Origin of the sequence: Tepidimonas alkaliphilus (assembly GCF_007556595.1) — a bacterium.
Classification (GTDB): domain Bacteria; phylum Pseudomonadota; class Gammaproteobacteria; order Burkholderiales; family Burkholderiaceae_C; genus Tepidimonas; species Tepidimonas alkaliphila.
In genome coordinates, this window is sequence record NZ_VJNB01000002.1 from 276084 (window position 1) to 300989 (window position 24906).

Below are 24906 nucleotides of genomic sequence, written 5' to 3' on the forward strand. Positions count from 1 at the left end.
ACTAGGGAACAAAGAGACTAAGGACTTTGGCCAAGCGCTGATTGGATCACGCCAGCTTTGCCGGCAGCCCAAGACAGCGCTTTGACAAAAAGCTCTTTATTATACGGATAAACCCGAGTTATTGAAAAGGGAACTCGCCCGATGACCGACCCAGCCCGCGCAAGTCTATTGAGCTTTCCTTGTCGCTTTCCCATCAAGGTCATGGGTGCCCAGACGGAAGGGTTTGCGACTGCCATGGCACGCGTGGCGCGTGCGTTTGACCCCGAGTTTGATGAAGCCACCATCGAAGTGCGCGCCAGCCGGCACGGTCGCTACATCGGCCTGACGCTGACCGTGCGCGTAACCTCGCGCGAGCAGCTGGATGAGCTGTATCGCACGCTGACCACGCACCCGATGGTGCGGGTGGTGTTGTAAGCCATGGAGCTGCGCTGGCTTGGTTTGGCGCCCTATCGGCCAACGGCGCAGGCGATGCGCGCCTTCACTGAGGCGCGCCAGCCCGACACGCCCGACCAGCTCTGGTTGTGCGAGCATCCGCCGGTGTTCACGCAAGGCCAGGCGGGGCGGCCCGAGCACGTGCTCGACCCCGGCGACATCCCGGTGGTGGCCGCCAACCGTGGCGGGCAGGTCACCTACCACGGGCCGGGCCAGGTGGTGGCCTACCCGCTGGTGGATTTGCGCCGGCTGGACTTGTGGGTCAAAGCCTACGTGCACCGGCTGGAAGAGGCGGTGCTGCGCACGCTGTCGGACTGGGGCGTCACCGGCCATCGGGTGCCCGGCGCCCCTGGCGTGTATGTGCGCCTGGATGACCCCTGCGGCCACGCTGCGCTGCGCGGCCTTCCACCCGGCGACAACCCTTGGGCGGGCCTGGGCAAAATCGCCGCCCTGGGCATCAAGGTGCAGCGCCACTGCGCCTACCATGGACTGGCGCTCAATGTGGCCATGGACTTGAGCCCCTTCTCCCGTATCCACCCATGCGGCTACGCCGGGCTGCGCACGGTGGATCTTGCTACGATCGGCGTCATGGCCGACATCGCCGAAGTGAGGGCGGCCTTGGCCAACCACCTGCGCTGCCTGCTGCAACCGCGGCAGTTGCAAGCCTAAACAACGCCCTGCGTTGGAAAGCGCCCCCATGAACCCTACGGTCACCGCGTCCGCTTACGACCCCGTCGTCAAACAAAAAAGCGCGGCCAAAACCGCACGCATTCCGATCAAGATCGAGCCGGCCCCGCCGCTGCGCAAGCCGCAGTGGATCCGCGTCAAGGCCGCCAGCCCCGGCTCGCGCTTCTACGAGATCAAGGACATCCTGCGCGCCAACCGGCTGGTGACGGTGTGCGAGGAGGCCTCCTGCCCCAACATCGGCGAATGCTTCGGCAAGGGTACCGCCACCTTCATGATCATGGGCGACAAGTGCACGCGGCGCTGCCCGTTCTGCGACGTCGGCCACGGCCGCCCGGATCCGCTCGACCCCGACGAGCCCGAGAACCTGGCGCGCACGATCGCGGCGCTGAAGCTGCGCTACGTCGTCATCACCAGCGTGGATCGTGACGACCTGCGCGACGGCGGTGCGGCACACTTCGTCGCCTGCATCCGGGCCGTGCGCGAACGCTCGCCCGGCACGACGATCGAGATCCTGACGCCGGACTTCCGCGGCCGCGACGAGCGGGCGCTGGCGATCCTGTCGGAGGCGCCGCCAGACGTCATGAACCACAACCTGGAGACGGTGCCGCGCCTGTACCGGCAGGCGCGCCCCGGCTCGGACTACGCGTTCAGCCTGAACCTGCTGCGCAAGTTCAAGGAGCGCTTCCCGCGCATCCCGACCAAGAGCGGGCTGATGGTCGGCCTCGGCGAAACCGACGAGGAGATCCTGCAGGTGATGCGCGACCTGCGCGCGCACGGGGTGGACATGCTCACGATTGGCCAGTATCTGGCCCCGAGCCCCCATCACCTGCCGGTGCGGCGCTACGTGGAGCCGGCCACCTTCGCAATGTTCGAGCGCGAGGCCTACGCGATGGGCTTCACGCACGCGGCGGTGGGCCCCTTGGTGCGCAGCAGCTACCACGCCGACCGACAGGCGCACGCCGCTGGCGTCTGGCACGATCAAGGCGCTTGAACCGCCTAATGCCTCAGGCGCAAAACCGCTCAGTCTTTTGCCGGTCGGGCGCTTAAGGCGCGCCGTGATGGGCGGCGTGCCAATCGTCGCGTCGCGCGTGTTGAAACAAGCGCTGCAGCAACCTCGGATAGCGGCGCAGATTGCGCCGGTGCCACAGCGTGATCAGCACCATCACCCCGGCCACCAGTAGCCCGAACGCGGTGATGGCGCCGAACGCCGACAGCCCCGCCCCGGTGGCGGCGCTGTAGAGAAAGCCCAGCCCGAGGATGCAGATCTGCTCGTTGAAGTTCTGCACCGCAATCGAGCGTCCCGCGCCCATCAGGTTGTGGCCGCGGTGCTGCAGCAGCGCGTTCATCGGCACCACGAGAAAGCCCCCCAGCGCCCCCAGCAGCATCAGAAATGGCGCGGCCACCCAGACGTCCCGAATCGCCACCATCAGCACCACCAGCAGCCCCATCGCCACCCCCAGCGGCATCACGCGCGGGGCCTGATCGATGCGCATGCGCATCGAGGCCAGCACCGCCCCCACGGCAGTGCCGATCGCCACCACGCCCACGAGGCTGGACGCCTGCGTCGTGTTGTAGCCCAAGGCCGCCGCCGCCCAGGCCAGCACGAGGTAGCGCAGATTGCCGCTCACCCCCCAAAACAGCGTGGTGGTGGCCAGCGAAATCTGACCGAGCGGATCGCGCCACAGCAAGCGGTTGCAGCGCGCAAAGTCCGGCAGCAATGCCATAGGGTTGCGCGCCAGCGGTCGCAGCGGCGCCCCAGTGCTTGGAATGCGCAAGTTAAATGCGGCGGCCAACCCGTACACGCCCACCAAGCCAACGATGGCCAACTCCGCCGCCGTGGGAAACCAGGCGCGCAGCCACGCCGCCTCGTGCGCCGCCAGCCAAGCCGCCACCGCGGGCGACACCAACTGTCCGCCCAACACCACGCCCAAAATGATGGAGGCAATCGTCAAGCCCTCGATCCAGCCGTTGGCCTTGACCAGCTGCGACGGCGGCAGCAGCTCAGTGAGAATGCCGTATTTGGCTGGCGAGTAAGCCGCGGCGCCCAGCCCTACCAAGCTGTAGGCCGCCAGTGGATGCACCGGCGTCCACATCAACACGCAGCCCGCCACTTTGACGGCGTTGCTGAAAAACATCACCTGGCCCTTGGGCCGCGAGTCCGCAAACGCCCCCACCCACGGCGCCAGCAGCACGTAAAAGAGCGCAAACATCGGCACCAGCGCGGCTTCCTGCCAAGCTGGCGCGCCCCGGCTGCGCAGCAACTCCACCGCCACCACGAACAACGCATTGTCGGCCAGCGAGCTGCAGAACTGCGCTGTCATGATGGTGTAGAAGCCGCGCTTCATGGCGAAAAAAATCAGCACGTCCGCGAGGGCGAGCCCCGCCTTGGCCACGCGGTGTGCGAAAGTCAGGGCTGGCCGTGAGTGCGCGGTTTATAGCACGCACCCGCCCCGTCTCAGCCAGCGCTGCGGCGGCGATCCTCGTTTGACTCCACCCATCCGCTTATGCCCCGTCCCATCCAGGCCATCGTGCACCTCCACGCCTTGCGCCACAACCTCACACGCTGTCGCGCCGCCGCTGGCGACGCGCGCGTGTGGGCGGTCGTCAAGGCCAACGCCTACGGCCACGGCATCGAGCGCGTCTGGCCGGCGCTGCGCGGCGCCGACGGCTTCGCGCTGCTGGATCTGGCCGAGGCCGAGCGGCTGCGCGCGCTAGGCTGGCGCGGCCCGATCCTGCTGCTGGAGGGCTGCTTCGAGCCGCGCGACCTTGAGGTCTGCTCGCGCCTGGACCTGTGGCACGTGGTGCACACCGAGGAGCAGATCGACTGGCTGGCCGCGCACAAGACGCAGCAGCCGCACCACGTGTTTCTGAAGATGAACTCCGGCATGAACCGGCTCGGCTTCCGGCCCGAGGCCTACCGGGCCGCGTGGGCGCGGCTGCAGGCGTTGCCGCAGGTCGGCGAGATCGGGCTGATGACGCACTTTTCCGACGCCGACGGGCTGCGCCGCGGGCGCGAGGGCGTGCTGCACCAGGTGGAGGCGTTCGTGCGCGCCACGCGCGACCTGCCGGGCGAGCGCAGCCTGTGCAACAGCGCCGCCACGCTGCGCCACGCGCTGCGGCTGCGCCTGGGCGACGATGGCGGAGCGCTGGCGGCGGACTGGGTGCGCGCCGGCATCGCCCTTTATGGCAGCGCGCCGGATCATCCAACGCACCGAGCCGCCGACTGGGACCTGCAGCCGACGATGACGCTGGCCAGCCGGCTGATCGCCATCCAGCCGGTGGCCGCCGGCGAGACGGTCGGCTACGGCTCGATTTACACTGCGCCGCGCGACATGCGCGTCGGCATCGTCGCCTGCGGCTACGCCGATGGCTACCCCCGCCACGCGAGCTTGTCGCAGGACCACGGCGCGCCGGTGCTGGTGCGCGGCGTGCGCACGCGGCTGGTGGGCCGCGTCAGCATGGACATGCTGGCGGTCGATCTCACCCCGGTGGAAGCCGCCGGCGGCCCCTGCCGCCCTGGCGACGAGGTGGTGCTATGGGGCCGCAGCACCAGCGGCGCGGTGCTGCCCGTGGATGACGTGGCGCAGGCGGCGGGCACCATCGCTTACGAGCTGCTGTGCGCGGTGGCGCCACGCGTACCTTTTGCCGTGGACGACCAACCTGCTGCCTAGCCGGCCCCAACAGCTCTTGCTACTCCCAGGGGTATCAAGATATACTGCGGACCAGTTGTAGGAGGATCGGATCATGGACGCTCGCCGCTTGCCTTTGCCTCTTTTGGCCCGTCGGCGCTGGCTCGGCGCGACCGCCGCCACCGCACTGCTGGCCAACTTAGCGCTGCTGCCCGCTTGGGCTCAAAACGACGCCGCCGGCCCGCGCGTGCCGGTGGCCGAGGTCGCCCGCCGCCCGGTGGGCCAATCGCTGTTGCTGGATGCCACCATCGAAGCGCAGCAGCAGGCAACCTTGGCAGCGCAGGCCAGCGGCCGGATTTTGCAGCTGCACGTCAAGGCCGGCGACCGCGTGCGCGCCGGCCAGGTGCTGGCGGTGATCGATGACCGCGAAACCAGCGCCGGCGTGCAGCGCGCCGGCGGCGCGGTGGCGCAAGCCGAGGCCGAGCTGCGCAACGCCGAGGCGCACGCCAAGCGCACGCGCGAGCTGCGCGAACAAGGCTTTATTTCGCAAGCGGCGCTCGATACCGCCGAGGCGCAGGCCGCCGCCGCGCGCGCCGCGCTGCAGCAGGCCAAGGCCGCGCAGTCGCAGGCCGCGCTGGCGCAGGGCTTCACGCGCCTGACCGCGCCGTTCGACGGCTTCGTGCTGGCCACGCACGCCGAGGCCGGCGATCTGGCCGCGCCGGGCCGTCCGGTGCTGACGGTGTACGCGCCGCAGCCGCTGCGCGCCACCGTGCACGTGCCGGCGTCGCAGTCGGCGCTCGCGGAGCGCGCGCAGCGCGTCGAGGTGCGCCTGCCCGACGGGCGCTGGGTCCAGCCCAGCGCCCGCAGCCGCCTGCCGGCGGCGGATCCGGTGGCGCAGACGGTGGAGTGGCGCCTGCCGCTCGTGGCCGCCGATGCGCAGGGCGTGCTGCCGGGCCAGGCGGTCAAGGTGCGCTTTGCCGCCGGCAGCGACGAGCGGCTGGTGGTGCCGGCCAGCGCCCTGCTGCGCCGCGGCGAGCTGACCGCGGTCTATGTGGCGGCGCCGGCCGGGGCGCCGGCGGGCTTCGTGCTGCGCGCGGTGCGCGTCGGCGCCGACCACGGCGAGGCGGGCATCGAGATCCTGTCGGGCCTGCAGCCGGGCGAGCGCGTGGCGCTCGATCCGGTGCGCGCCGGGCTGCGCGGTGCGCAGCCGGCCCAGTGATCGGCCATGATCCCTTTCCTCTTGAGGCAGGAGAACGGCCGATGAACGCCGAATCCCAAATTACCCCCACCGGTACCCAGACCGAACGGCTGGGCATCTCCGGCGTGATCGCGCGCGCCTTCCAGGCCAACGCCATCACGCCGCTGCTGGCGCTGGTGGCGCTGCTGCTGGGCGTCTTCGCGGTGCTGGTCACCCCGCGCGAGGAGGAGCCGCAGATCAACGTCACGATGGCCAACGTGCTGATCCCGTTCCCGGGCGCCTCCGCCGCGGACGTAGAGAAGATGGTGGCGCAGCCCGCCGAGCACGTGCTGTCGCAGATCCACGGCATCGAGCACACCTACAGCGTCTCGCGCCCCGGCGTGGCGGTGCTGACGGTGCAGTTCAAGGTCGGCGTGCCGCGCACCGAGGCGCTGGTGCGCCTCTATGACGTGCTCAACGCCAACCAGGACTGGCTGCCGCAGGGCCTGGGCGTGCTGCCGCCGATCGTCAAGCCCAAGGGCATCGACGACGTGCCGGTGCTGGCCGCCACACTGTGGAGCCCCGCGGGCAAGAGCGCGTGGGAAATCGAGCGCGTCGCGCACGCCATCGAAACCGAGCTCAAGCGCGTGCCCGGCACGCGCGAGGTGCAGACCATCGGCGGCCCCGGGCGCGCGATCCACGTCTGGATCGAGCCGGAGCGGCTGCGCGCCCGCGGTGTGCCGCTGCAGGCCATCCACCAGGCGATCGCCGCCGCCAACCAGGCCATGCCGTCCGGCACCGTGGCGCAGCCGCGCCAGCAGCCCGGCGAGCCGGGCCTGCTGACGGTGGAGACCGGCGAGTTCTTGAAGAGCGTGCAGGACGTCGGCGACATCGTGGTCGGCGTGCACCAGGGCCGCCCAGTGTACCTGCGCGAGGTGGCGCGCATCGAGGAAGGCGCGCAGCTGCCGCGCCGCTACGTCTGGCACACGCCGGGGCCGGCGGCCACCCTGCCGCAAGGAGCGCAAGTTGGGCAAGCTTACCCCGCCGTCACGGTCATCGTGACCAAGAAACCGGGCGAGAACGCCATGGACGTGGCGCGCGCCGCCACGCAGCAGCTCGAGCGCCTGCACAACACGCTGATCCCCGAGGGAGTGGAGGTGACGATCAGCCGCGACTACGGCGCCACCGCCGCCGACAAGGCCAACAAGCTGATCAGCAAACTCATCTTCGCCACTGGCAGCGTGATCGTGCTGGTGGGGCTCGCGCTGGGCCGGCGCGAGGCGGTCATCGTCGGCGTGGCGGTGATCCTGACGCTGACGGCCACGCTGTTCGCCTCGTGGGCGTGGGGCTTCACGCTCAACCGCGTGTCGCTGTTCGCGCTGATCTTCTCGATCGGCATCTTGGTTGACGACGCCATCGTCGTGGTGGAAAACATCCACCGCCACCGCCAGCTTACGCCGGAGGCGCCGCTGCTGGAGATCATCCCGCGCGCGGTCGATGAGGTCGGCGGGCCGACCATCCTGGCGACGTTGACGGTGATCGCGGCGCTGCTGCCGATGGCCTTCGTCACCGGCCTGATGGGCCCTTACATGAGCCCGATCCCGATCAACGCCAGCATGGGCATGGCGATCTCGCTGGCGGTGGCGTTCACCATCACGCCGTGGCTGGCGTGGAAGCTGATGGGTGCGCACGGCGCCGGCCACGCGGCGCACGGGCCGTCGAAGCTGACGCGCGGGCTGCAGACCTTCTTCACGCGCGTGCTGACGCCGCTCCTGGAAAGCGCCCGCCACCGCTGGCTGCTGGCGCTGGGCGTGGCCACGGGCCTGTTCCTGTCGGTGGGGCTGGCGGTGGTGCAGGCGGTGATCCTGAAAATGCTGCCGTTCGACAACAAGAGCGAGTTCCAGGTGGTGCTGGAAATGCCCGCCGGCACGGCGCTGGAAGACACCGCCGCCGCGCTGCAGGACATGACAGCGTTCCTGGCGCAGCAGCCGGAGGTCACGCACGTGCAGGGCTACGCCGGCACCTCAAGCCCCATCACCTTCAACGGGCTGGTGCGGCAGTATTACCTGCGCGCGGATGCCGAGCAGGGCGACCTGCAGGTCAACCTGATCGACGCCAAGCACCGCAAGGAGCAGAGCCACGCCATCGCGCAGCGCCTGCGCCCGGGGCTGGAGGCGATCGCGCGCGCGCACGGCGGGCGCATCAAGGTGGTGGAGGTGCCGCCGGGGCCGCCGGTGCTGTCGCCGATCGTCGCCGAGGTTTACGGCCCGGACGAGGCCGGTCGCGCCGAGTTGGCGCGCCGTGTCGCCAAGGCGTTTGCCGACACGCCCGACATCGTCGGCATCGACACCACGCTGAAGGAGGAGGCGCCGCGCGTGTTCCTGCGCATCGAGCGCGCGCGCGCCGAGGCTCTCGGCATCCCGGCGCAGGTGATCGCGCAGACGGTCTATACGGCGTTGTCGGGCAGCGACGCAGCCTACCTGCACGACGGCCATGCCAAGTTTGCGGTGCCGGTGCGGCTGCAGCTGCCGCGCGAGCGCCAGGTCGGGCTGGAGGCGCTGCTGGCGCTGCCGCTCAAAGCCGCCGACGGCCGCATGGTGCCGCTGTCGGAGCTGGTGCGCGTCGAGCGCGGCGTCATCGACCCGCCGCGCTTCACCAAGGACCTGCTGCCGGTGGTCTATGTGCTCGGCGACATGGCCGGCAAGACCGACTCGCCGCTCTATGGCATGTTCGCGATCCGCAGCCGGCTGGCCGAGGCCGCGCTGCCCGACACCGGCGGCCTGGGCGAATACTGGATCCGCCAGCCGGCCGACCCCTGGCGCGAGTATGCGATCAAATGGGACGGCGAGTGGCAGGTGACCTACGAGACCTTCCGCGACATGGGCGCGGCCTATGCGGTGGGGCTGGTGCTGATCTACCTGCTGGTGGTGGCGCAGTTCCGCAGCTACTTGACGCCGCTGATCATCATGGCGCCGATCCCGCTGACCATCATCGGCATCATGCCGGGCCACGCGCTACTGGGCGCGCAGTTCACCGCCACCAGCATGATCGGCATGATCGCGCTGGCCGGCATCATCGTGCGCAACTCGATCCTGCTGGTGGACTTCATCGAACTTGAGACCGCCAAGGGCATGCCGTTCAAGCAGGCCGTGATCCAGTCCGCTGCGGTGCGCGCGCAGCCGATCGCGCTCACCGCCCTGGCGGCGATGCTGGGGGCCTTCTTCATCCTGGACGACCCGATCTTCAACGGCCTGGCGGTGTCCTTGATCTTCGGCATCGCCGTCTCCACCTTGCTGACGCTGGTGGTGATCCCGGTGCTGTACTACGCCGTGTACCGGCGCCGCCACGAGGCGCCGGGCGCGCCGCGCCCGGCCTGAGCCCCGTTTTTCCCGCAACCCTGTCCCAACCCTAGCAAGTGAGGAGAGCATCATGACCGTCGAGCGCTGGATCCGTGTGATCGCGGGCCTGTTCGTGTTCCTATCGGTGGCGCTGGGCGCGCCGGCCAGCCCGCTGTTCGTCAGCGAATGGTTCCTGGCCTTCACGGCCTTCGTCGGGCTGAACCTGTTCCAGTTCGGCTTCACCAACTTCTGCCCGCTGGCCATCATCTTGAAGAAACTGGGCGTGCCCGAAAGCGCCGCGCCGTGCAAGGCGTGCTGATCCCGCAGACGGAGACAGCCATGGCGTCCTCCCCCCACGCAACCCCGCTGAAATTCCTGCACCCCGGCTGGTTCACGCTGGTCATGGGCTTGGCTGGCCTGGCCCTGGCTTGGCATGCCGCCGGCGGCGTGCTGGGCCCTTGGGCTGAAGGGGTGGCGCTGACGGTGGGCGCGCTGGCAGCCGCTGTGTGGTTGGCGTTGCTGCTGGCCTCGCTTTGGCGCTGGCAACGACACCCCGCGGCTGTGACGGAGGACTTGCGCCACCCCGTGCGGCACGGGTTCGTCGCGGCGATGCCGGTGGGGTTGCTGCTGCTGGCCACATGGCTGCAAGCTTTCGAGCTGATCCCGCCCGTGGCGCAAGCGCTGTGGTGGGCGGGCTCCATCGGCCAGCTCAGCGTCACGGTCTGGGTGTTGGGGCGGTGGCTCGCCCCCACCGTGCCGCATGCGCCGGATGCGCAGTCGCTGTGGAACGGCGTCACGCCGGTGCTCTACATCCCGGTGGTCGGCAATGTGGTGGCGCCGCTGGCCGGCGTCGGCTTCGGGCACGAGCTATGGTCGGCGGTGCACTTCGGCATCGGCATGTTCTTCTGGCCGGTGGTCTTTACCCTGTTGGTGGCGCGACGCTTGGCCCACGGCCCGATGCCGCCACGGCTGCAGCCCACGTGGTTCATCTCGCTGGCCCCGGCAGCGGTCGGGGGGTTGGGCGCGCTGCGCTTCGGCTGGCCGCTGGGCGTGGCGGCAGCCTTTTGGGGGCTGGGCCTGTTCATGCTGTTGTGGGTCGGCACGCAAGCGCGGCGCTACTTCAGCCAGCCATTCGCGCTGCCATTCTGGGCGGTGTCGTTCCCGCTGGCGGCGTTCACCAGCCTGACGTTCAAGCTGGCCGCCGCACTGGGGCACCCCGGGCTGCAACTCGCCGCGCTGGCGCTGCTGGCGCTGGCGTCGGTGGTGATCGTGACGTTGACGCTGGCCACCCTGAAAGGTCTGCGTGATGGCACGCTGCTGGCGCCGGAACCGGCAGCGCCGGTGGTCGCCGCCTCTCCCTGATCGCGGCCAGCGACAGCCCGCCGTGGCGTCAAAGCCGCGGCCCGCCAACGTCACCGCAGCGACCGCGATGCGGGAGGTTGGCTCGCGTCGGCCTGCTAGCATAGGCCGATGGATGGATTTTCGTGGGTCTGGCTGGCCGGCGCGGCGCTGGCCGCGGGCGCACTGAATGCCTTGGCGGGAGGAGGCAGCTTTCTCACCTTTCCCGCCCTGGTGTTCACCGGCGTGCCGCCGATCGTGGCCAACGCCACCAGCGCGCTGGCCGTCAGCCCCGGCTACTTCGGCAGCACGCTGGGCTTTCGGCGCGAACTGCAAACGCTGCCGGCGCGCCGCTTGCGGCTGGAGGCGGGCATCGCCGCCACAGGCGGCGTGCTGGGGGCGTTGTTGTTGCTGGTGACCCCGCCGCAAGCGTTTCGGGCCTTGGTGCCGTGGCTGCTGCTGTTGGCCACGGCCATCTTCATTCTGGGCCCAACCCTCACCCGGCGGCTGGGCCATGGCGCACAGAACCGCCCACGCTTGCGCGTCTGGGGGCTGCTGGCGGTGTCGATCTACGGCGGCTACTTCAACGGCGGGCTGGGCATTTTGCTGATGGCGCTTTACGCCGCCACCGGCGAAGACGACGTGCACCGGGCCAACGCGCTGAAAAACCTCAACTCGCTGGTGCTGTCGGTGCTGTCGGTGTTGACGTTTGCACTGGCGGGCACGATCGCATGGGGACCGGCCGCGCTGATGGCGGTGGCCGCCACCCTGGGGGGCTACCTGGGCGCGCGTGGAGCCCGGCGCCTGCCCGCCGCAGCGGTGCGGGCGGCGGTCATCGCCACCGGGCTGACGATGACGGCGGTGTTCATGTTCAGAGCTTGACGAAAGGCGTACACCAGGCGACCAACGGTTGGCCGCGCAGCGGCGCTTGTCTATCATGTGCAAACCGTTGGCCCAAGGAGCTGCCGTGATGGATGCCTTGCAAGCGCTGCGGGAACGCTACCTGCCTCAGATCCGCTACCCTCACATCCGTGAGCGCATCGAGCAGCTCTGGTTCAGCCCGCGTGCGGTGGCGGACTACCTCGATCAATTGTTGTTGGACACCCGCGACGGCCAGCGGCGCGGCTTTGATGCGGCCACCGCGGAGCTGCTGCTGCGCTTCCACATGGAGCTGCTGCAGTGCTTGGGATCCAGCCAAGTTGGCTCGCCGCTGAGCACCGATGGCGAATTTCGCGGCTCGGCGCTCAACACCGGCAGCGTGAAACTGCCCAAAGGTTGGTGATGCTAGGGTTTGCCCGCACTCGCAAGGGGTTGATGCGCCTCTAGAATGCGTCTGAGGTTGATCGGAGCAACTCATCGAGTTCCGAGGGCCTGAGGAGACGCGTCTAACACACAGCCTCACGTCAGCGAAGGCGGACGTGAGGTTGATTTTTTGGGCCGCGTTTCAGGCCCGGATGTCCAACCAGCTGCCCGCCATCCGATCGGCGGCTTTGAAGACTTGCAGATTGGCGGCAAAAGCCGTTATGGCCTTTTTTTGCTCGACGAGGTCGGTGGGCAGATCGACGCCAGGGGCAGGCAGGCGTTCAAGCTGTGAGCGCACCCCCCCGCTGGGCAACGGCTCAGCGCGCGCGACGATGCGCCGGTAGCCTTCGGTTGGCAGATTGGCCACGTTAGACGCCGCCGCCTGCAGGCTCACCTGCGCGGCGTTCATGCCAGAGGCGGCGATGGAAGCTACGTTGCCCAACATGGGCCTCAGTATAGCTTTGACCGCGCCCCCGTGCCAGCGGGGGGCGATCCAAGATGGGTTGCCCAGCGCAGTAGCCGTCGCAGCGCTTGGGCGCGCGTCACCGCGGGGCGCGCCCCTGCAGCAACGCGTGCAGCAGGATCGCGCCAAACGTGGCGGTGCCGATGCCGCCCAGCGCAAAGTCGCCGAACTTCAGCGTGAAGTCGCCGGTGCCCAGCACCAGCGTGATCGCCGCCACCAGCAGGTTGCGGTTGTCCGAAAAATCCACTTGGTTGTCGACCCAGATCTTGGCGCCGGCCACCGCGATCAGGCCAAAGACGACGATCGAGACGCCCCCCATCACCGCCAGCGGGATGGCCTGGATCAGCGCGCCGAACTTCGGGCTGAAGCCAAGCGCGATCGCCATCAGCCCGGCGACGACGAAGATGGCGGTGGAGTAGATCTTGGTGGCGGCCATCACGCCGATGTTCTCGGCGTAGGTGGTCACGCCGGTGCCGCCGGCGCTGCCGGCCACCATCGTGGCCAGGCCGTCGCCCATGAAGGCGCGGCCCATGTAGCGGTCGAGATCGCGCCCGGTCATCGCCGTCACCGCCTTGATGTGGCCGAGGTTTTCCGCCACCAGGATGATGGCCACCGGCGCGATCAGCACGATGGCCGGCGCACTGAACACCGGCGTGCTGAACTGCGGCAGCCCGAACCACGGCGCCGCGGCCACGCCCGACAGATCCAGCGGCTTGCCCAGCCCCAGCCCGTTGGCCAGCACCGCGTAGACGACGCTGGCCACGATCAGCCCCATCAGGATCAGCAACCGCTGCAACATGCCGCGCGTGAACACCGCCATCAGCCCGACGCAGACGAAGGTGACGGCCTGCATCCAGGCGTCGAACGGCGTCGGCGCCATGTTCTTCACCGGGATGTGGGCCAAATTCAAGCCGATGACCGCCACCACCGAGCCGGTCACCACCGGCGGCATCAGCCGCTCGATCCAGCCGGTGCCGACCGCGTGCACGACGGCGCCGATCAGGAAGTACAGCAGCCCGCAGGCGACGATGCCGCCCAGCGCCACGCCGAGGTTGGCGTTGGGCCCCTGGCCGGCGTAGCCGGTGGCGGCGATCACCACGCCGATGAAGGCAAAGCTCGAGCCGAGGTAGCTCGGCACCTGCCCCCTGGTCATCAGGAAGAAAATCAGCGTGCCAACGCCGCTCATCAGCACGGCCACGTTGGGGTCGAAGCCCATCAGGATCGGCGCCAGCACCGTCGCGCCGAACATCGCGATCAGGTGCTGCACGCCCAGCAACACCGTTTGCGGCCATGGCAGCCGTTCTTGCGGCCCCACCACGCCGCCGCGCAGCGCAGCGGCAGACTTTACAGCCCAAGCCCACATCGACGGTTCTCCTCACAACGTTGCTCAAATGGCCGCGATTGTGCCTGCGTGGCCGCACAGGCGGCAAGCCGGGCTGGCGCGGAGATCAGGCCGAGCGCGAGGCCATGATCTCAAACCGACCCGCGTGGTAGAGCAACGGGGCCGCTGCCGCATGATGCTGGCAGCGCAACACTTCTTCCACGAACAGCACGTGGTCGCCCTCAACGTAGCAGCGCCGCTGGCGGCACTCCAGCACCGCGGCGCAACCGTTCAGCAGCGGCGCGCCATGCGCACTGGGCGTCCAGTCCACCCCCGCCCAGCGATCCCCTTCGCGGCTGGCGAAGCGTTGCGCCAGGGCTTGCTGTCCGGCGGCCAACACATGAATCGCACGAAAGGCCGCTGTCTGAAAGATGCCGCGCGCCCTTGACGTCAGCGCCAAGCTCCACAGCACCAGCGGCGGCTGCAACGACAACGAATTGAACGAATTCACCGTCAGCCCCACCGGCGCTCCATCGGGAGCCTGTGTGGTCACGATCGTCACGCCGGTCGCAAACCGACCCAGAGCGGCCCGCAATGCGGCGGGGGTGGGCAGATCCATGGATGCGCATTGTGCCGCGGGGCTCGCCCCGGCTTCGATGGCCGCGCTCGCAGCCTCAAACCGTGCAAGGTTGGATACGGGGGAAACCGGTCGTCAAACCGCGGCCGAGGGCGCCGCAACCGACTGGGGCGCTGAGCTCGAGGCTTCGAAGCCGACAAAACGAAACGCCAGCGCCGGGCGCTGGCCGCTGAGCAGCTCCGCCAGCGCCCGGCCCGAACCGGCGCCGTGCGTCCAGCCCAGCGTGCCGTGGCCGGCGTTGATCCACAGGCGCTCGAGCGGCAGGCGCCCGATCAGCGGCACGTTGGTCGGGGTGGCGGGCCGCAGCCCGCACCAGAAGTTCGGCTCGCCGCCCTGCTCGGGCGTGCGCGTGTCGGCCACGCCGGGGAAGAGCTGCTCGATGCGCTGCAGCAGCATGCGGCAGCGCGCCTGCGCCACCGGGGTGTCCAGCCGCAGGTCGAAGCCGGCCAGCTCGATCGTGCCGGCCACGCGCAGCCGCTCGCCCAGGCGCGAGATGGCGATCTTGCGCGCGTCGTCGATCAGGCTGACCTGCGGCGCGCGCGCCGGATCGCGCAGCGGCAGCGTGGCGCTGTAGCCCTTGCCGGGGTAGATCGGCACGCGGATGCCGACGCTGGCCAGCAAGGGGGCCGAGTAAGAGCCGCACGCCACCACGTAGGCGTCGGCCTGCAGCGCGCGCGCCTGGCCGGTGGTGCGGCAGCGCAGGTGCACGCGCTGCACCGCGCCGCCGGCCACCTCCAGCCGCTCGATGTCATGACTGAACAGCAGCTGCGCGCCGCGGCGCGCGCAGTCGCGCGCCAGCGCCTGCGTGAACACACGCGCATCCCCGTGCTCGTCGGTGGGGGTGTAGGTGCCGCCGACGATGCGCTCGGCGCAGGCGCTCAGCGCCGGCTCGATGCGCAGCAGCTCGTCGCGCCCGATCACCTGCCGCTGCACGCCGTGGCGGCGCATCAGCTCGGCGGCGGCAGCCGCCTCGTCGAAGGCGCGCGCATCGCTGTAAACATGCGCGATGCCGCGCTGGCTGCGCGGGTAGTCGATGCCGGTGGCGGCCACCATCTCGTGCAGCGTGGCGTGGCTGTAGCGCCCCAGCGCCACCAGCTGCGCCACGTTGCGCTCGAACGCCCGGTCGGTGCACTGGCCAAGGAACTGCAGCAGCCAGCGCCACTGGCCCCAGTCCAGCTGCGGCCGCCACAGCAGCGGCGCGGTGGGGTCGAACATCCACTTCAGCGCCTTCCACGGCGCCTGCGGGTTGGCCCACGGCTCGCAGTAGCTCACCGAAATCTGCGCCGCGTTGGCAAAGCTCGTCTCCAGCGCCGCGTCGGGCTGGCGATCCACCAGCACCACCTCGTGCCCGCGCTGCAACAGATGCCATGCCGTGGACGCGCCAATGATGCCCGCGCCCAAAACCACCACTCGCATGGGCCTTCTCCTTGAACGAATCGACGCCCTGCCGCCGGGGGCAGAGTCATGTTGTTGGCAGGAAATTGCAGCGCGCAGTGTGGCTTACCCCGATGGCAAACAAAAGCCTTATTGACGAAACGCCTTCTTCATCAGAAAAACTTATAATCGAACGATGACGACGCCAATCTTTGACCCTGACGCCCTAGAGTGCCTGGCGGCCATTGTCGAAGAGGGCGGTTTTGAGCGCGCGGCGCAGCGGTTGTCGATCACGCAATCGGCGGTCTCGCAGCGCCTGCGCGCGCTGGAGGCGCAAGTGGGCACCGTGCTGCTGGTGCGCAGCCGGCCGGTGCGCCCGACGCCGGCCGGCCAGCGGCTGATCAAGCACGCCAAGATGATGCGGCTGCTGCGGGCTGATTTGGCGCGCGAGCTGCGCGAGCTGGATCCAACCTTGGCCCAAAGGGCGCGTGACGAAGGTCGGCTGTCCATTGCCGTCAACGCCGACAGCATCGCCACCTGGGTGCTGGACGCTTTAACGCCTTTGATCCACGACGGCGTGGCGCTGGAAATCATCCACGACGATCAGGATTTCACCCACGAATGGCTGCGTGAAGGTCAGGTGATGGGCTGCGTCACGTCGTTGGCGCAGGCTCTGCGCGGCTGCCGGCTGGAGCCGCTGGGTCGCATGCCCTACGTCGCCGTAGCCAGCCCCGCCCTGGCGCAGCAGCTGGGAGGCGAGCTCACCGCGCACAACTTCCACCGCGTGCCGTTCATCGCCTTCAACCGCAAAGACGATTTGCAGCGCGATTTCGTCTGCCATGCCTTCGGTCTGTCGCAGGTGGGGCTGCAGCAAACCTTCGTGCCGTCTTCAGAAGGCCAGGTGCGCGCGGCGCGCGCCGGTTGGGGGATTTCGGTGGTGCCGCGCGCTCTGGCCGAGCCGGGCTTGGCCGATGGCACGCTGGTGGATGTCGCCCCCCGCGTGCGCTACGGGGTAGCGCTACACTGGCATTGCTGGAGCCTGCCGTCGGAAGCGTTGGCGCGCGTCAGCGCCGCGTTGCGCGAGACTGCCCGCCAGCAGCTCGAGCCGCTGTCTGGCTAGCTCAAACGCCAGCAGCCTGGCGGCCCAAGCCGGGAATGCCGGACCAGATTTCGTCCAGATCAGGAATCTTCCACTGCGCAGGGTCTTCACGCTGCTCAATGGTCAGGCGACAGCCCGGAGCGGACAAATCGACGCGCTCAGGGATCAAGCGCTCGCCGCTGCGCAGCGACAGCACCGTCTTGACCACCGGCCGCAGCAGGTTGTGGGGGTTTTGCTCCACCACCACGGCCAACCGCAGGTTAGACAAGCGCACCAGGGAGCCGACCGGGTAAATGCCCAAGCTGCGCACAAACGCCTGAAAAATGCGCTCATCGAAATGGCCTTTCCAGGTGGCCATGCGCTTGAGCGACTCCGCCGGATCCCAGCCCGCCTTGTAGGGTCGGTTGGAGGTGATGGCGTCATACACATCGCACACCGCACCCATGCGCGCCATCAGCGAGATCGCCTCGCCGGCCAAGCCATCGGGGTAGCCGCCGCCGTCCATGCGCTCATGGTGGTGCAGGCACACATCCAGCGCGCTCTCGTCGTCGATGCCGGCGGCGCGCAGGCGCTGCCAGCCCCTGCGCGGGTGCTCGCGCACGATGGCAAACTCCTCCTCGGTCAGCCGACCCGGCTTGTTCAAAATCTGCAGCGGAATGTCTGCTTTGCCCACGTCATGCAGGAGTCCCGCAAACCCTGCGGCGCGCGCCTGCTCATCGGGCAGCCCAAGCTGGCGCGCCAAGGCCACCATCAGCGCGCACACCGCCACTGAGTGCAAGTAGGTGTATTCATCAGCGCTTTTGACGCGCACCAGACTGATGAGCGCACCGGCATGACGCTCGACGCTGGCGGCGATTTCTTCCGCAACCGCTTTCATCACCTGCCGATCGATAGCGCGGCCCATGCGCACATCTTGAAACATGTCCTGCACCGCCGCGCGCGCACTGGCCAACAGCCGCGCGGCCCGCTGCAACTCTTGCCAGTAGCGCGCGGAGGCGCTTGCCCCCGCTAAAGTGCGCGCCGCCTCGGCCTGCGCGGCGCAGACTTCAGGCTGCGGCTCGGCCTGCGTCGCCGCTTCAGCTTCTGCCTCAGGCGCTTCGACGGCTTCCGCTACAGCGACGCTGGCAGGCACATCCGCGCCGCGGCGCACGTCGATCCAAACCTCCCTGACCGCGCTGGAGCGGATGCGTTCGAGATCCGCAGGATCGTCAAGCAAAAAACGGTTACGCCAGAACGGGTGGTCAAACCACGATCCGGCAAACCCATGGATATACATGCCGAGCCGAACGTCTTCCACGCGGATCCGCTTGAGCATGACAGAAATGATAACGCCTGCCTAGGACCAGGCCAAGGTCACCACAGCCAGCGGATCGTGGCCGGCTTGCTCACCCTTGTCGGCGTAACCCAGCGGGTTGGCCACCACGCGGCAGCGCCCGGCGCGGTAGTCGTGGCGACAGTGCACGTGCCCGTGCAGCCACAGATCGGCGTGCGCCAGCAGCTCATCCAGCGCGTTGCAAAAGCCGGCGGTGCCGGGCTGCAGGCCGTAGCGCGGGTCGGCGCTACGCAGGCTGGGGGCGAAGTGCGTCACCACCACGGTGGGGCCGGCAAACGGCTCGGCCAGCGCGGCGGCCAGCCAGCGCTGGCACGCCAAGGCTTCCTCGCGCATCGCGGCGGCGTCAAACAACGCGCCATGGCGCCGCGTGGCCGCCTGCGCGAGGTAGTGGTTGGCGGCGCGAAAGGCGCGTTCGCGCTGGCGCTCGCGGTGGCGCGGTGCATCCGCAATCGGCCGCGCCTTGCCCTTGCGGCGCTCAGGCACATCGGCCAGCGCGTCGTAGTCGGCCCACAAGGTGGTGCCAATGAAGCGCACGCCGCGCAGCACGTGCTCGGCGCGCTCCAACCACACCAGCCCGTGGCGCGCGCAAGCTGCGCGCAGGCCGGCGTGCGCCTCATCCCAATCCAGCGCGTCGTATTCGTGGTTGCCGGGCACAAACAGCACCGGCACCGGCCAGCGGGCGAAGCGCGCCAGCCCCCAGTCCGGCTCGACCATTTTGACTTGGCCAGCCCGATCCCGTTGGTAAGACCCGATGTCGCCGGCCAGCACCAGCACGTCGGCGCCAGGGGCCGGCTGCGGCCGCCAGCCGGGGTGCGCCTCGAGGTGCAAGTCCGACAGCAGCTGAATGCGCAGCTCAGGCATCGCGCGCCTCCAGCCCCGTTGCGGCTACAGCTCGCTGCACCGCCTGACGCAGCCAGGCGTGCGCGGCGCTACCCTCGGTGCTCCGATGCCACAGCATGTCCACGTGCACCGGCGGCACGGACAGCGGCAGCGGCAACGTGGCCAGCGCCTCGGCGTGCCCGGTTGCGCTCAAAAAATGCTGCGGCAGCACCGTCAGCAGGTCGGAGCGGGCCACCACCTGCCCGGCGGTAAAAAACTGGTTAACCGTCAACACAACGCGCCGCCGCCGCGACAGCGCCGCCAGCGCTTCATCCACAAAGCCGAACGGTCGCCCGGAAAAGCTCACCAGCACATGCCTGGCCGCGCAATAGGCATCCAAGGTCAGCGGCGCCTGCGCCAGCGGATGCCCGCGGCGCATGGCCACCACATAGCGCCCTTGGTAGAGCCGCCGCCAAAAAAAACGGGGGGCTTGCTCTTGCAAATGGGTGGCGCCCAGCTCCGCCAGCACGCCCGGGAAGTAACCGATGGCCAGATCCACCCCGCCGCCGTCCAGCAAAGGGCGCGGGTCGCGCGTGGTCAGCGGCAACACGCGCAGCGTCACGCTAGGCGCTTGCGCATCCAAGATTGCCACCAAGCCAGGAATGACTTTGGAGGCGGTAGCATCCGCCATGGCCAGCACAAAAACGTCCTGTGCCTGCGACGGCTCAAACGGCCCGGGCGCCAGCGAGGCGCGCAGGCGTTGCAACGCCTCGCGCACGGCTGGCCATAGTTGCAGCGCGTAAGGCGTGGGTTCCACGCCGTAGCCGCTGCGACGCACCAGCTCGTCGCCCAGCAGCGTGCGCAGCCGCCTCAAGGCGTTGCTGACCGCCGGCTGCGACAGCGCCAGGTTGTACGCCGCGCGCGTCAGGCTGCGCTCAGCCATGACTTCATCGAAGACGCGCAGCAAGTTGAGATCCAGCGTGCGGAAATTGACCTTAGACATTCACGCTGTGAATGTAATTCATTGGTAATTCAAACTTGCCTTTGTCTAGGGTTTTCCCTAATCTTACGTTGTGCAGCGCATCATTAAGGGCACGACGATGAACCCTTCCACCGCTTTGGCTTCTTCGGGCAAGCTTTCGGATGCTTGGCCCGCCGCCGCTGGGTCCTCAGCCGTGGAGGCAGCACGGCGCGCCACTGCGCCGCGAGCGCTCAGCACCCTGCTGTTGGCCGCGGGCGTGGCCGCTTTGGCCGTGGCCGCGGATCGCTGGATCGGGCCGTGGTCGCAAGACGGCCTGGTGACCGCCTGGCTGTTGATGTGGGCCGTGGTGTTTTTCGGCAGCTTGGTGCTCGCTTCGCCGGCTCGGCATGCGGCGCGCCGCCTCACCTACGCTCTGGATGCCTGGGCGCGCAGTCACGCGCGGGCGCGCGCCCGACTGCGAGCCAAAGCCCTCGCGCAAGCCGGTCTTGCTCCGAATCCAACGGCGCCCCAGCCAACCAAATCGGTCGAGATGCCAGCCGGGCGACAATTCAACCTGTATTACATTTGAGATAAACCGCGCGCGACGCGCTGTGAGGGGCGCAGGGCATAACGGCACACGGGGCAGCGGTGCACGCAGCCCCGCAAGCCCGCGATCCGCTCGGCCAGCTCAGCCCATCATGACGGCGATAAAGGCCAGCAAAAACATCAAAATCGCACCAGCCAGCGGGATCAGCCACGGAATGACGTGCACAATCGATTCGGCGGCGTCGGGCTCGCGAACGCTGTCAGATGGATGGGCCATAGCGCTGCAACTCCTGCTTCAGTGAGCGACCCTATTGATTTTAGTCAAACTCCGAGATCGGCAGCATCGTCGTCATCCCTGCCGGCGCAAGCCATGGTGCTGGCGGCCGGACGCGGGCAACGGCTGCGCCCTCTCACCGATCACATGCCCAAGCCTTTGTTGCCGGTGCGCGGCCGGCCCCTGTTGATCTGGCATTTGCACGCGCTCGCCCGAGGCGGCGTGCGGCGGGTTTTGATCAACACGGCGTGGCTCGGCGCGCAAATTCCGGCGGCGCTGGGGGCCGTGCAGGATACCCCCTGGGGCGAGGTGGCGCTGGCCTATTCGATGGAGGGGGAGGACTTTGGCCACGCGCTGGAGACCGCCGGCGGCATCGCGCGCGCGTTGCCGCGGCTGGAGGATCCGTTCTGGCTGGTGGCCGGCGACGTGTACGCGCCGGACTTTGCGTTCGACGAGGCGCGCCGCGCCGCCTTCGCGCGCCGTGCCGACCTGGCGCATCTGTGGCTGGTGCCCAACCCTCCGCATCACCCAGCTGGCGACTTTGGCCTTGACGAAGGTCATGCACTCGACTTGCCAGCCGACGACCCGCGTCCGCGCTGGACCTACAGCACGATCGCGCTGCTGCGCCATGCGCTGTTTCGCCCGCCGTGGTGCGACATCCCGCCTGGCAACCCGAATGGCGCGGTGGCGCCGCTGGCCCCTGTGCTGCGCCGCGCGATGGCCGCCGGGCGCGTGAGCGCAGAAGTTTGGCCGGGCGCCTGGACAGATGTCGGCACGCCGCAGCGCCTGGCAGCCTTGCAAGCCCCTGCCACCTGACCGACGCTCCTGCGGCCACCGCGCCACACGTTAGGCGTATCGGTCAGCGACGCATCCTATGATAGGGTGCATGACCACGACCGACCCCTCGCTTTACCTTCATCGCCGCGCACGCTTAGCCCAACAGCTGGGCGAAGGCGGCATCGCCCTTGTGCCGACCGCGCCGGTGCGTCCGCGCAACCGCGACAACGAGTACCCCTACCGCTTCGACAGCTCCTTCTTCTACCTGACCGGCTTTGCCGAGCCGCAGGCGTGGCTGGTGCTGACCGCCGAGGGCCGCAGCATCCTGTTCTGCCAGCCCAAGGATCCCGAGCGAGAGATCTGGGACGGCTACCGCCTCGGGCCCGAGGCCGCGCCGGCCGCGCTCGGCGTCGACGAGGCGTATCCGGTCACCGAGCTCGACGCACGCCTGCCGCCCTTGCTGGAAAACCGTCGCAGCGTCTGGTGGCCGTTCGCCACCCACGAGGGGCTGCAGGCGCGCCTCGACGGCTGGCTGCAGCGCGTGCGCGCCCGCGTGCGCTACGGCGTGCTGTGCCCGGAAGCGCAGCGCGACTTGTGCAGCCTGCTGGACGAGATGCGCCTCGTCAAGGACGCGCACGAGCTCGACGTGATGCGCCGCGCCGCGCGCATCAGCGCCGGCGCCCACGTGCGCGCGATGCAGCGCTGCGCCGCCTGGCTGCGCGCCGGGCAGGAGGTACGCGAGTACCACCTGGAGGCCGAGCTGCTGCACGAATTCCGCCGCCACGGCGCCAGCGGCCCGGCCTACGGCAGCATCGTGGCCGCCGGGGCCAACGCCTGCGTGCTGCACTATCGTGCTGACACGGCCCCGGTGCGCCCCGGAGAGCTGGTGTTGATCGACGCCGGCTGCGAGCTCGAGGGCTACGCCAGCGACATCACGCGCACCTTCCCGGCCGACGGGCGCTTTCGCGGCCCGCAGCGCGCGCTCTACGAGCTGGTGCTGGCAGCGCAGCAGGCCGCGGTGGCGGCCACCCGCCCCGGCGCGCGCTTCACCGACGCGCACGAGGCCGCGGTGCGCGTGCTGACGCAGGGGCTGCTCGACGAGGGGCTGCTGAAGCGCGAACAGGTCGGCACGCTGGACGACGCGATCGAGCAGCGCGCCTACTTCCGCTTCTACATGCACCGCACCGGCCACTGGCTGGGTCTGGACGTGCACGACGTCGGCAGCTACGTCGAGCCGAGCGAGATCGGCCAGGCCAGCCCGCGGCGCGACCCGCTCAGCGGCGAGACCATCCTCGACCGCCCGGCGCGCATCCTGCGCCCCGGCATGGTGCTGACGATCGAGCCGGGCCTCTACGTACGCCCGGCCGAGGACGTGCCGCCGGCGTTCTGGAACATCGGCATCCGCATCGAGGACGACGCCGTCGTCACCGAGCACGGCTGCGAGCTGATCACGCGCGACGTGCCGGTGCAGCCCGACGCGATCGAGGCGCTGATGCGGGGGTGAGGGTCAACCCCCCGGCGTTGGACGCCCGCCACCTGATCAAGCCCGCTGCGGCAACACGAATCGGTCCACCTCCTGCGCCAGTGACTGCGCGAGCTGGCGCAAGGATGCCGTGGCGGCGGCGGTCTGCTCGACCAGGGCAGCATTCTGCTGCGTCATGCGGTCCAGCTCCTGCAGCGCCTGTCCCACCTGCGCAATGCCGGCATGCTGCTCCTGTGCGCCGTTCGCGACCTGCTCGAGCAGCCGGTCGACGCGCTCGGCCGACGTGACGATGTCGCGCATGGCTTGCCCGGCCTGAACCACCACCTGAGCACCCGCCCCGACTTGCGCCACGCTGGCGTCGATGAGGGCCTTGATCTCGCGCGCCGCGGCGGCACTGCGCTGCGCCAGGCTGCGCACCTCGCCAGCCACCACGGCAAAACCGCGGCCGTGCTCACCCGCCCGGGCAGCTTCCACTGCGGCATTGAGCGCCAGGATGTTGGTCTGAAACGCGATACCGTCGATCGTGCCGATGATTTCACCAATGCGCTGCGAGGACTGCCGAATGTCCGCCATGGTCCGCTCGACGTCCTGCATGACCCGCCCGCCAGCGATGGCGCCGCGTGCGCTGTCGCGGGCCGTCCGCGCAGCCTCGTCCAGCAAGGACGATCCACTTTGCACCGCCGCCACGATCTGCTCCATCGACGCGGCGGATTCCTCCAGATTGGAGGCGGTCGCCTCGGTACGCGCAGACAAGTCGTGCGCACCCGCGGCGATCTCGGCGCTGGCCTGAACGATCCGATCACTCGATGCCCGAACCTGCTCGACCATGTGGCGCAAGGCATCCTGCATGGCCCGCAAATCGAACAAGAGTTGCGCCGTCTCGTCACTCCCATGGGGTTGCGGCGTGCGCGTCAGGTCACCCCGGGCAATGGCCTGCAGATGTTCCCGCGTTTCGCGCAACCCGGAACTCATGACGCAGTAGAAACTGAAAAACAGATAGCCGGACACCAACAGCGCCAGCAGCGAAACACCCCCCACCCATTTCCAGCGCCGCCATTCGGACGCGCGCAGATCGTCGACATAGATGCCCGACCCGATGACCCAACCCCAAGGAGCAAATCCCTTCACGTAGGATAGCTTGTCAACGGGTTCGTCGCTGCCCGGACGCGGCCACTGATAGGCAACAAACCCCTCTCCCTCGCTTCGCACCTTATCGACGAAACCCCGGAAGAGAGCGAATCCATTCGGATCACGAATGTCGCCGGCCGGCTGACCGTCCAGCTTCGGATTGACTGGATGCATCACGACCCGGGGTTCCATGTCATTGATCCAGAAGTACTCCACCCTGTCGTAACGCAATGCCGCGACCGCGCGCTTGGCCAGATCCTGCGCCTCCGCCCGGCTCAATTGACCGGACTGCTCCAGGCCATGCGCCCATACCAGCACCCCATGCGCCACCTCGACATGCTGGCGCGTGGCATCCATGCGGGCCTGCCGAGCATCTCGGGCCTGAGTGACCAGCAAGCCGAGGATGAGCGCGATCATCGGCAGCATAAAGCTCAGCGAGATGACCAGCGCCTTGCCAGCAAAACGCAGACGCTGAAAGCACCGCACCCCAGGCGCCACGATCACCCGGAAAGCCCCGGACGGTGCCCATGCCGGCGACTGAACCACCCCGGCCAATCCCAGAGACTGCCCCAACGACGGCGTTGACATGCGATCCGCGAAAAAACAGGAAGGAGGAGATCGCTCGCAGAGACGAAAAATCGAGCTCGAAACTCGAGCGACAATGACAGCGAACATCTTGCCCGCTGCATCATCCGCATCCTTTGACCTACATCAAACCCTATCGCGCCAGCAGAACCTGGTACCGTGCCGGGTATTGCATGCAACCATCACTCTCGAGATCACCCCCC

24 protein-coding genes are annotated in these 24906 nt (G+C 68.8%); 14 read left to right on the forward strand and 10 right to left on the reverse strand.

What is annotated here, in order from left to right; all coding sequences use genetic code 11:
• The first annotated feature begins 141 nt into the window (after nucleotides 1–141).
• Genes Talka_RS03420 through lipA form a run of 3 tightly spaced genes read left to right on the forward strand, consistent with a single transcriptional unit; the run spans nucleotide 142 to nucleotide 2110 of the window.
• Complete coding sequence (locus Talka_RS03420) at nucleotides 142–414, forward strand: YbeD family protein (protein ID WP_143889701.1); 273 nt, start codon at nucleotides 142–144, stop codon at nucleotides 412–414.
• 3 nt (nucleotides 415–417) lie between these two features.
• The gene (gene lipB / locus Talka_RS03425; protein ID WP_143889702.1) at nucleotides 418–1101 is read left to right on the forward strand and encodes a lipoyl(octanoyl) transferase LipB; all 684 of its coding nucleotides are present in this window, start codon (nucleotides 418–420) and stop codon (nucleotides 1099–1101) included.
• Between the two features lie 28 nt (nucleotides 1102–1129).
• Nucleotides 1130–2110 (forward strand): lipoyl synthase, encoded by a 981-nt coding sequence (gene lipA / locus Talka_RS03430; RefSeq protein WP_143889703.1) that lies wholly within the window; start codon nucleotides 1130–1132, stop codon nucleotides 2108–2110.
• A 52-nt stretch (nucleotides 2111–2162) separates the two neighbouring features.
• On the opposite strand, the gene lplT is transcribed toward lipA, so the two are convergent.
• On the reverse strand, nucleotides 2163–3464 hold the full coding sequence (gene lplT / locus Talka_RS03435) for a lysophospholipid transporter LplT (RefSeq protein WP_143889704.1): 1302 nt from the start codon (nucleotides 3462–3464) through the stop codon (nucleotides 2163–2165).
• Nucleotides 3465–3623: 159 nt separating this feature from the next.
• Here lplT and alr point away from each other — a divergent pair, with 159 nt between their 5' ends.
• The 7 genes from alr to Talka_RS03470 all read left to right on the forward strand — a co-directional run bounded on the left by alr (nucleotide 3624) and on the right by Talka_RS03470 (nucleotide 11883).
• Nucleotides 3624–4790: an alanine racemase gene (gene alr, locus Talka_RS03440; protein ID WP_143889705.1), complete on the forward strand. Its 1167-nt coding sequence runs from the start codon at nucleotides 3624–3626 to the stop codon at nucleotides 4788–4790.
• Between the two features lie 73 nt (nucleotides 4791–4863).
• Nucleotides 4864–5967, forward strand: a complete 1104-nt coding sequence (locus Talka_RS03445; protein WP_143889706.1) for an efflux RND transporter periplasmic adaptor subunit — start codon at nucleotides 4864–4866, stop codon at nucleotides 5965–5967.
• Between the two features lie 41 nt (nucleotides 5968–6008).
• Nucleotides 6009–9302, forward strand: coding sequence for an efflux RND transporter permease subunit (locus Talka_RS03450; protein ID WP_143889707.1), 3294 nt, complete (start codon nucleotides 6009–6011; stop codon nucleotides 9300–9302).
• A 52-nt stretch (nucleotides 9303–9354) separates the two neighbouring features.
• Nucleotides 9355–9582 carry a YgaP family membrane protein gene (locus tag Talka_RS03455; protein ID WP_143889708.1) on the forward strand — a complete coding sequence of 76 codons (228 nt, stop codon included), beginning with the start codon at nucleotides 9355–9357 and terminating at the stop codon, nucleotides 9580–9582.
• Between the two features lie 20 nt (nucleotides 9583–9602).
• Nucleotides 9603–10625: an SLAC1 anion channel family protein gene (locus Talka_RS03460; protein WP_143889709.1), complete on the forward strand. Its 1023-nt coding sequence runs from the start codon at nucleotides 9603–9605 to the stop codon at nucleotides 10623–10625.
• A gap of 108 nt (nucleotides 10626–10733) precedes the next feature.
• Nucleotides 10734–11483: a sulfite exporter TauE/SafE family protein gene (locus Talka_RS03465; RefSeq protein WP_143889710.1), complete on the forward strand. Its 750-nt coding sequence runs from the start codon at nucleotides 10734–10736 to the stop codon at nucleotides 11481–11483.
• Nucleotides 11484–11571: 88 nt separating this feature from the next.
• Entirely contained in the window at nucleotides 11572–11883 is a 312-nt protein-coding gene (locus Talka_RS03470; protein ID WP_143889711.1) for a hypothetical protein, read from the forward strand.
• Between the two features lie 162 nt (nucleotides 11884–12045).
• Here the strand turns inward: Talka_RS03470 and Talka_RS03475 are convergent, their stop codons facing one another.
• The 4 genes from Talka_RS03475 to Talka_RS03490 form a co-directional block, all read right to left on the reverse strand.
• Complete coding sequence (locus Talka_RS03475) at nucleotides 12046–12348, reverse strand: flagellar basal body protein (protein ID WP_281289640.1); 303 nt, start codon at nucleotides 12346–12348, stop codon at nucleotides 12046–12048.
• A 97-nt stretch (nucleotides 12349–12445) separates the two neighbouring features.
• Nucleotides 12446–13729 carry a solute carrier family 23 protein gene (locus Talka_RS03480; protein WP_143889712.1) on the reverse strand — a complete coding sequence of 428 codons (1284 nt, stop codon included), beginning with the start codon at nucleotides 13727–13729 and terminating at the stop codon, nucleotides 12446–12448.
• An 85-nt stretch (nucleotides 13730–13814) separates the two neighbouring features.
• Entirely contained in the window at nucleotides 13815–14306 is a 492-nt protein-coding gene (locus Talka_RS03485; protein ID WP_143889713.1) for a flavin reductase family protein, read from the reverse strand.
• 93 nt (nucleotides 14307–14399) lie between these two features.
• Complete coding sequence (locus tag Talka_RS03490) at nucleotides 14400–15740, reverse strand: D-amino acid dehydrogenase (RefSeq protein WP_143889714.1); 1341 nt, start codon at nucleotides 15738–15740, stop codon at nucleotides 14400–14402.
• 154 nt (nucleotides 15741–15894) lie between these two features.
• On the opposite strand from Talka_RS03490, the gene Talka_RS03495 reads away from it, so the two are divergent.
• Nucleotides 15895–16818, forward strand: a complete 924-nt coding sequence (locus Talka_RS03495; protein WP_143889715.1) for a LysR family transcriptional regulator ArgP — start codon at nucleotides 15895–15897, stop codon at nucleotides 16816–16818.
• Nucleotide 16819: 1 nt separating this feature from the next.
• Here the strand turns inward: Talka_RS03495 and Talka_RS03500 are convergent, their stop codons facing one another.
• Genes Talka_RS03500 through Talka_RS03510 form a run of 3 tightly spaced genes read right to left on the reverse strand, consistent with a single transcriptional unit; the run spans nucleotide 16820 to nucleotide 19952 of the window.
• Nucleotides 16820–18112, reverse strand: coding sequence for an HD-GYP domain-containing protein (locus tag Talka_RS03500; RefSeq protein WP_143889716.1), 1293 nt, complete (start codon nucleotides 18110–18112; stop codon nucleotides 16820–16822).
• A 21-nt stretch (nucleotides 18113–18133) separates the two neighbouring features.
• Complete coding sequence (locus tag Talka_RS03505) at nucleotides 18134–18982, reverse strand: metallophosphoesterase (RefSeq protein WP_143889773.1); 849 nt, start codon at nucleotides 18980–18982, stop codon at nucleotides 18134–18136.
• 1 nt (nucleotide 18983) lies between these two features.
• Complete coding sequence (locus Talka_RS03510; protein WP_143889717.1) at nucleotides 18984–19952, reverse strand: LysR family transcriptional regulator; 969 nt, start codon at nucleotides 19950–19952, stop codon at nucleotides 18984–18986.
• A gap of 235 nt (nucleotides 19953–20187) precedes the next feature.
• On the opposite strand from Talka_RS03510, the gene Talka_RS11900 reads away from it, so the two are divergent.
• The gene (locus Talka_RS11900; RefSeq protein ID WP_221933845.1) at nucleotides 20188–20499 is read left to right on the forward strand and encodes a hypothetical protein; all 312 of its coding nucleotides are present in this window, start codon (nucleotides 20188–20190) and stop codon (nucleotides 20497–20499) included.
• Nucleotides 20500–20598: 99 nt separating this feature from the next.
• On the opposite strand, the gene Talka_RS12220 is transcribed toward Talka_RS11900, so the two are convergent.
• The gene (locus Talka_RS12220; protein ID WP_281289641.1) at nucleotides 20599–20733 is read right to left on the reverse strand and encodes a hypothetical protein; all 135 of its coding nucleotides are present in this window, start codon (nucleotides 20731–20733) and stop codon (nucleotides 20599–20601) included.
• 93 nt (nucleotides 20734–20826) lie between these two features.
• Here Talka_RS12220 and Talka_RS03520 point away from each other — a divergent pair, with 93 nt between their 5' ends.
• Both Talka_RS03520 and Talka_RS03525 read left to right on the forward strand, forming a co-directional pair.
• On the forward strand, nucleotides 20827–21546 hold the full coding sequence (locus Talka_RS03520) for a nucleotidyltransferase family protein (protein ID WP_143889719.1): 720 nt from the start codon (nucleotides 20827–20829) through the stop codon (nucleotides 21544–21546).
• Nucleotides 21547–21616: 70 nt separating this feature from the next.
• On the forward strand, nucleotides 21617–23011 hold the full coding sequence (locus Talka_RS03525) for an aminopeptidase P N-terminal domain-containing protein (protein WP_143889720.1): 1395 nt from the start codon (nucleotides 21617–21619) through the stop codon (nucleotides 23009–23011).
• Between the two features lie 36 nt (nucleotides 23012–23047).
• Here the strand turns inward: Talka_RS03525 and Talka_RS03530 are convergent, their stop codons facing one another.
• Complete coding sequence (locus Talka_RS03530; protein WP_185970046.1) at nucleotides 23048–24706, reverse strand: methyl-accepting chemotaxis protein; 1659 nt, start codon at nucleotides 24704–24706, stop codon at nucleotides 23048–23050.
• Nucleotides 24707–24906 lie beyond the last annotated feature (200 nt).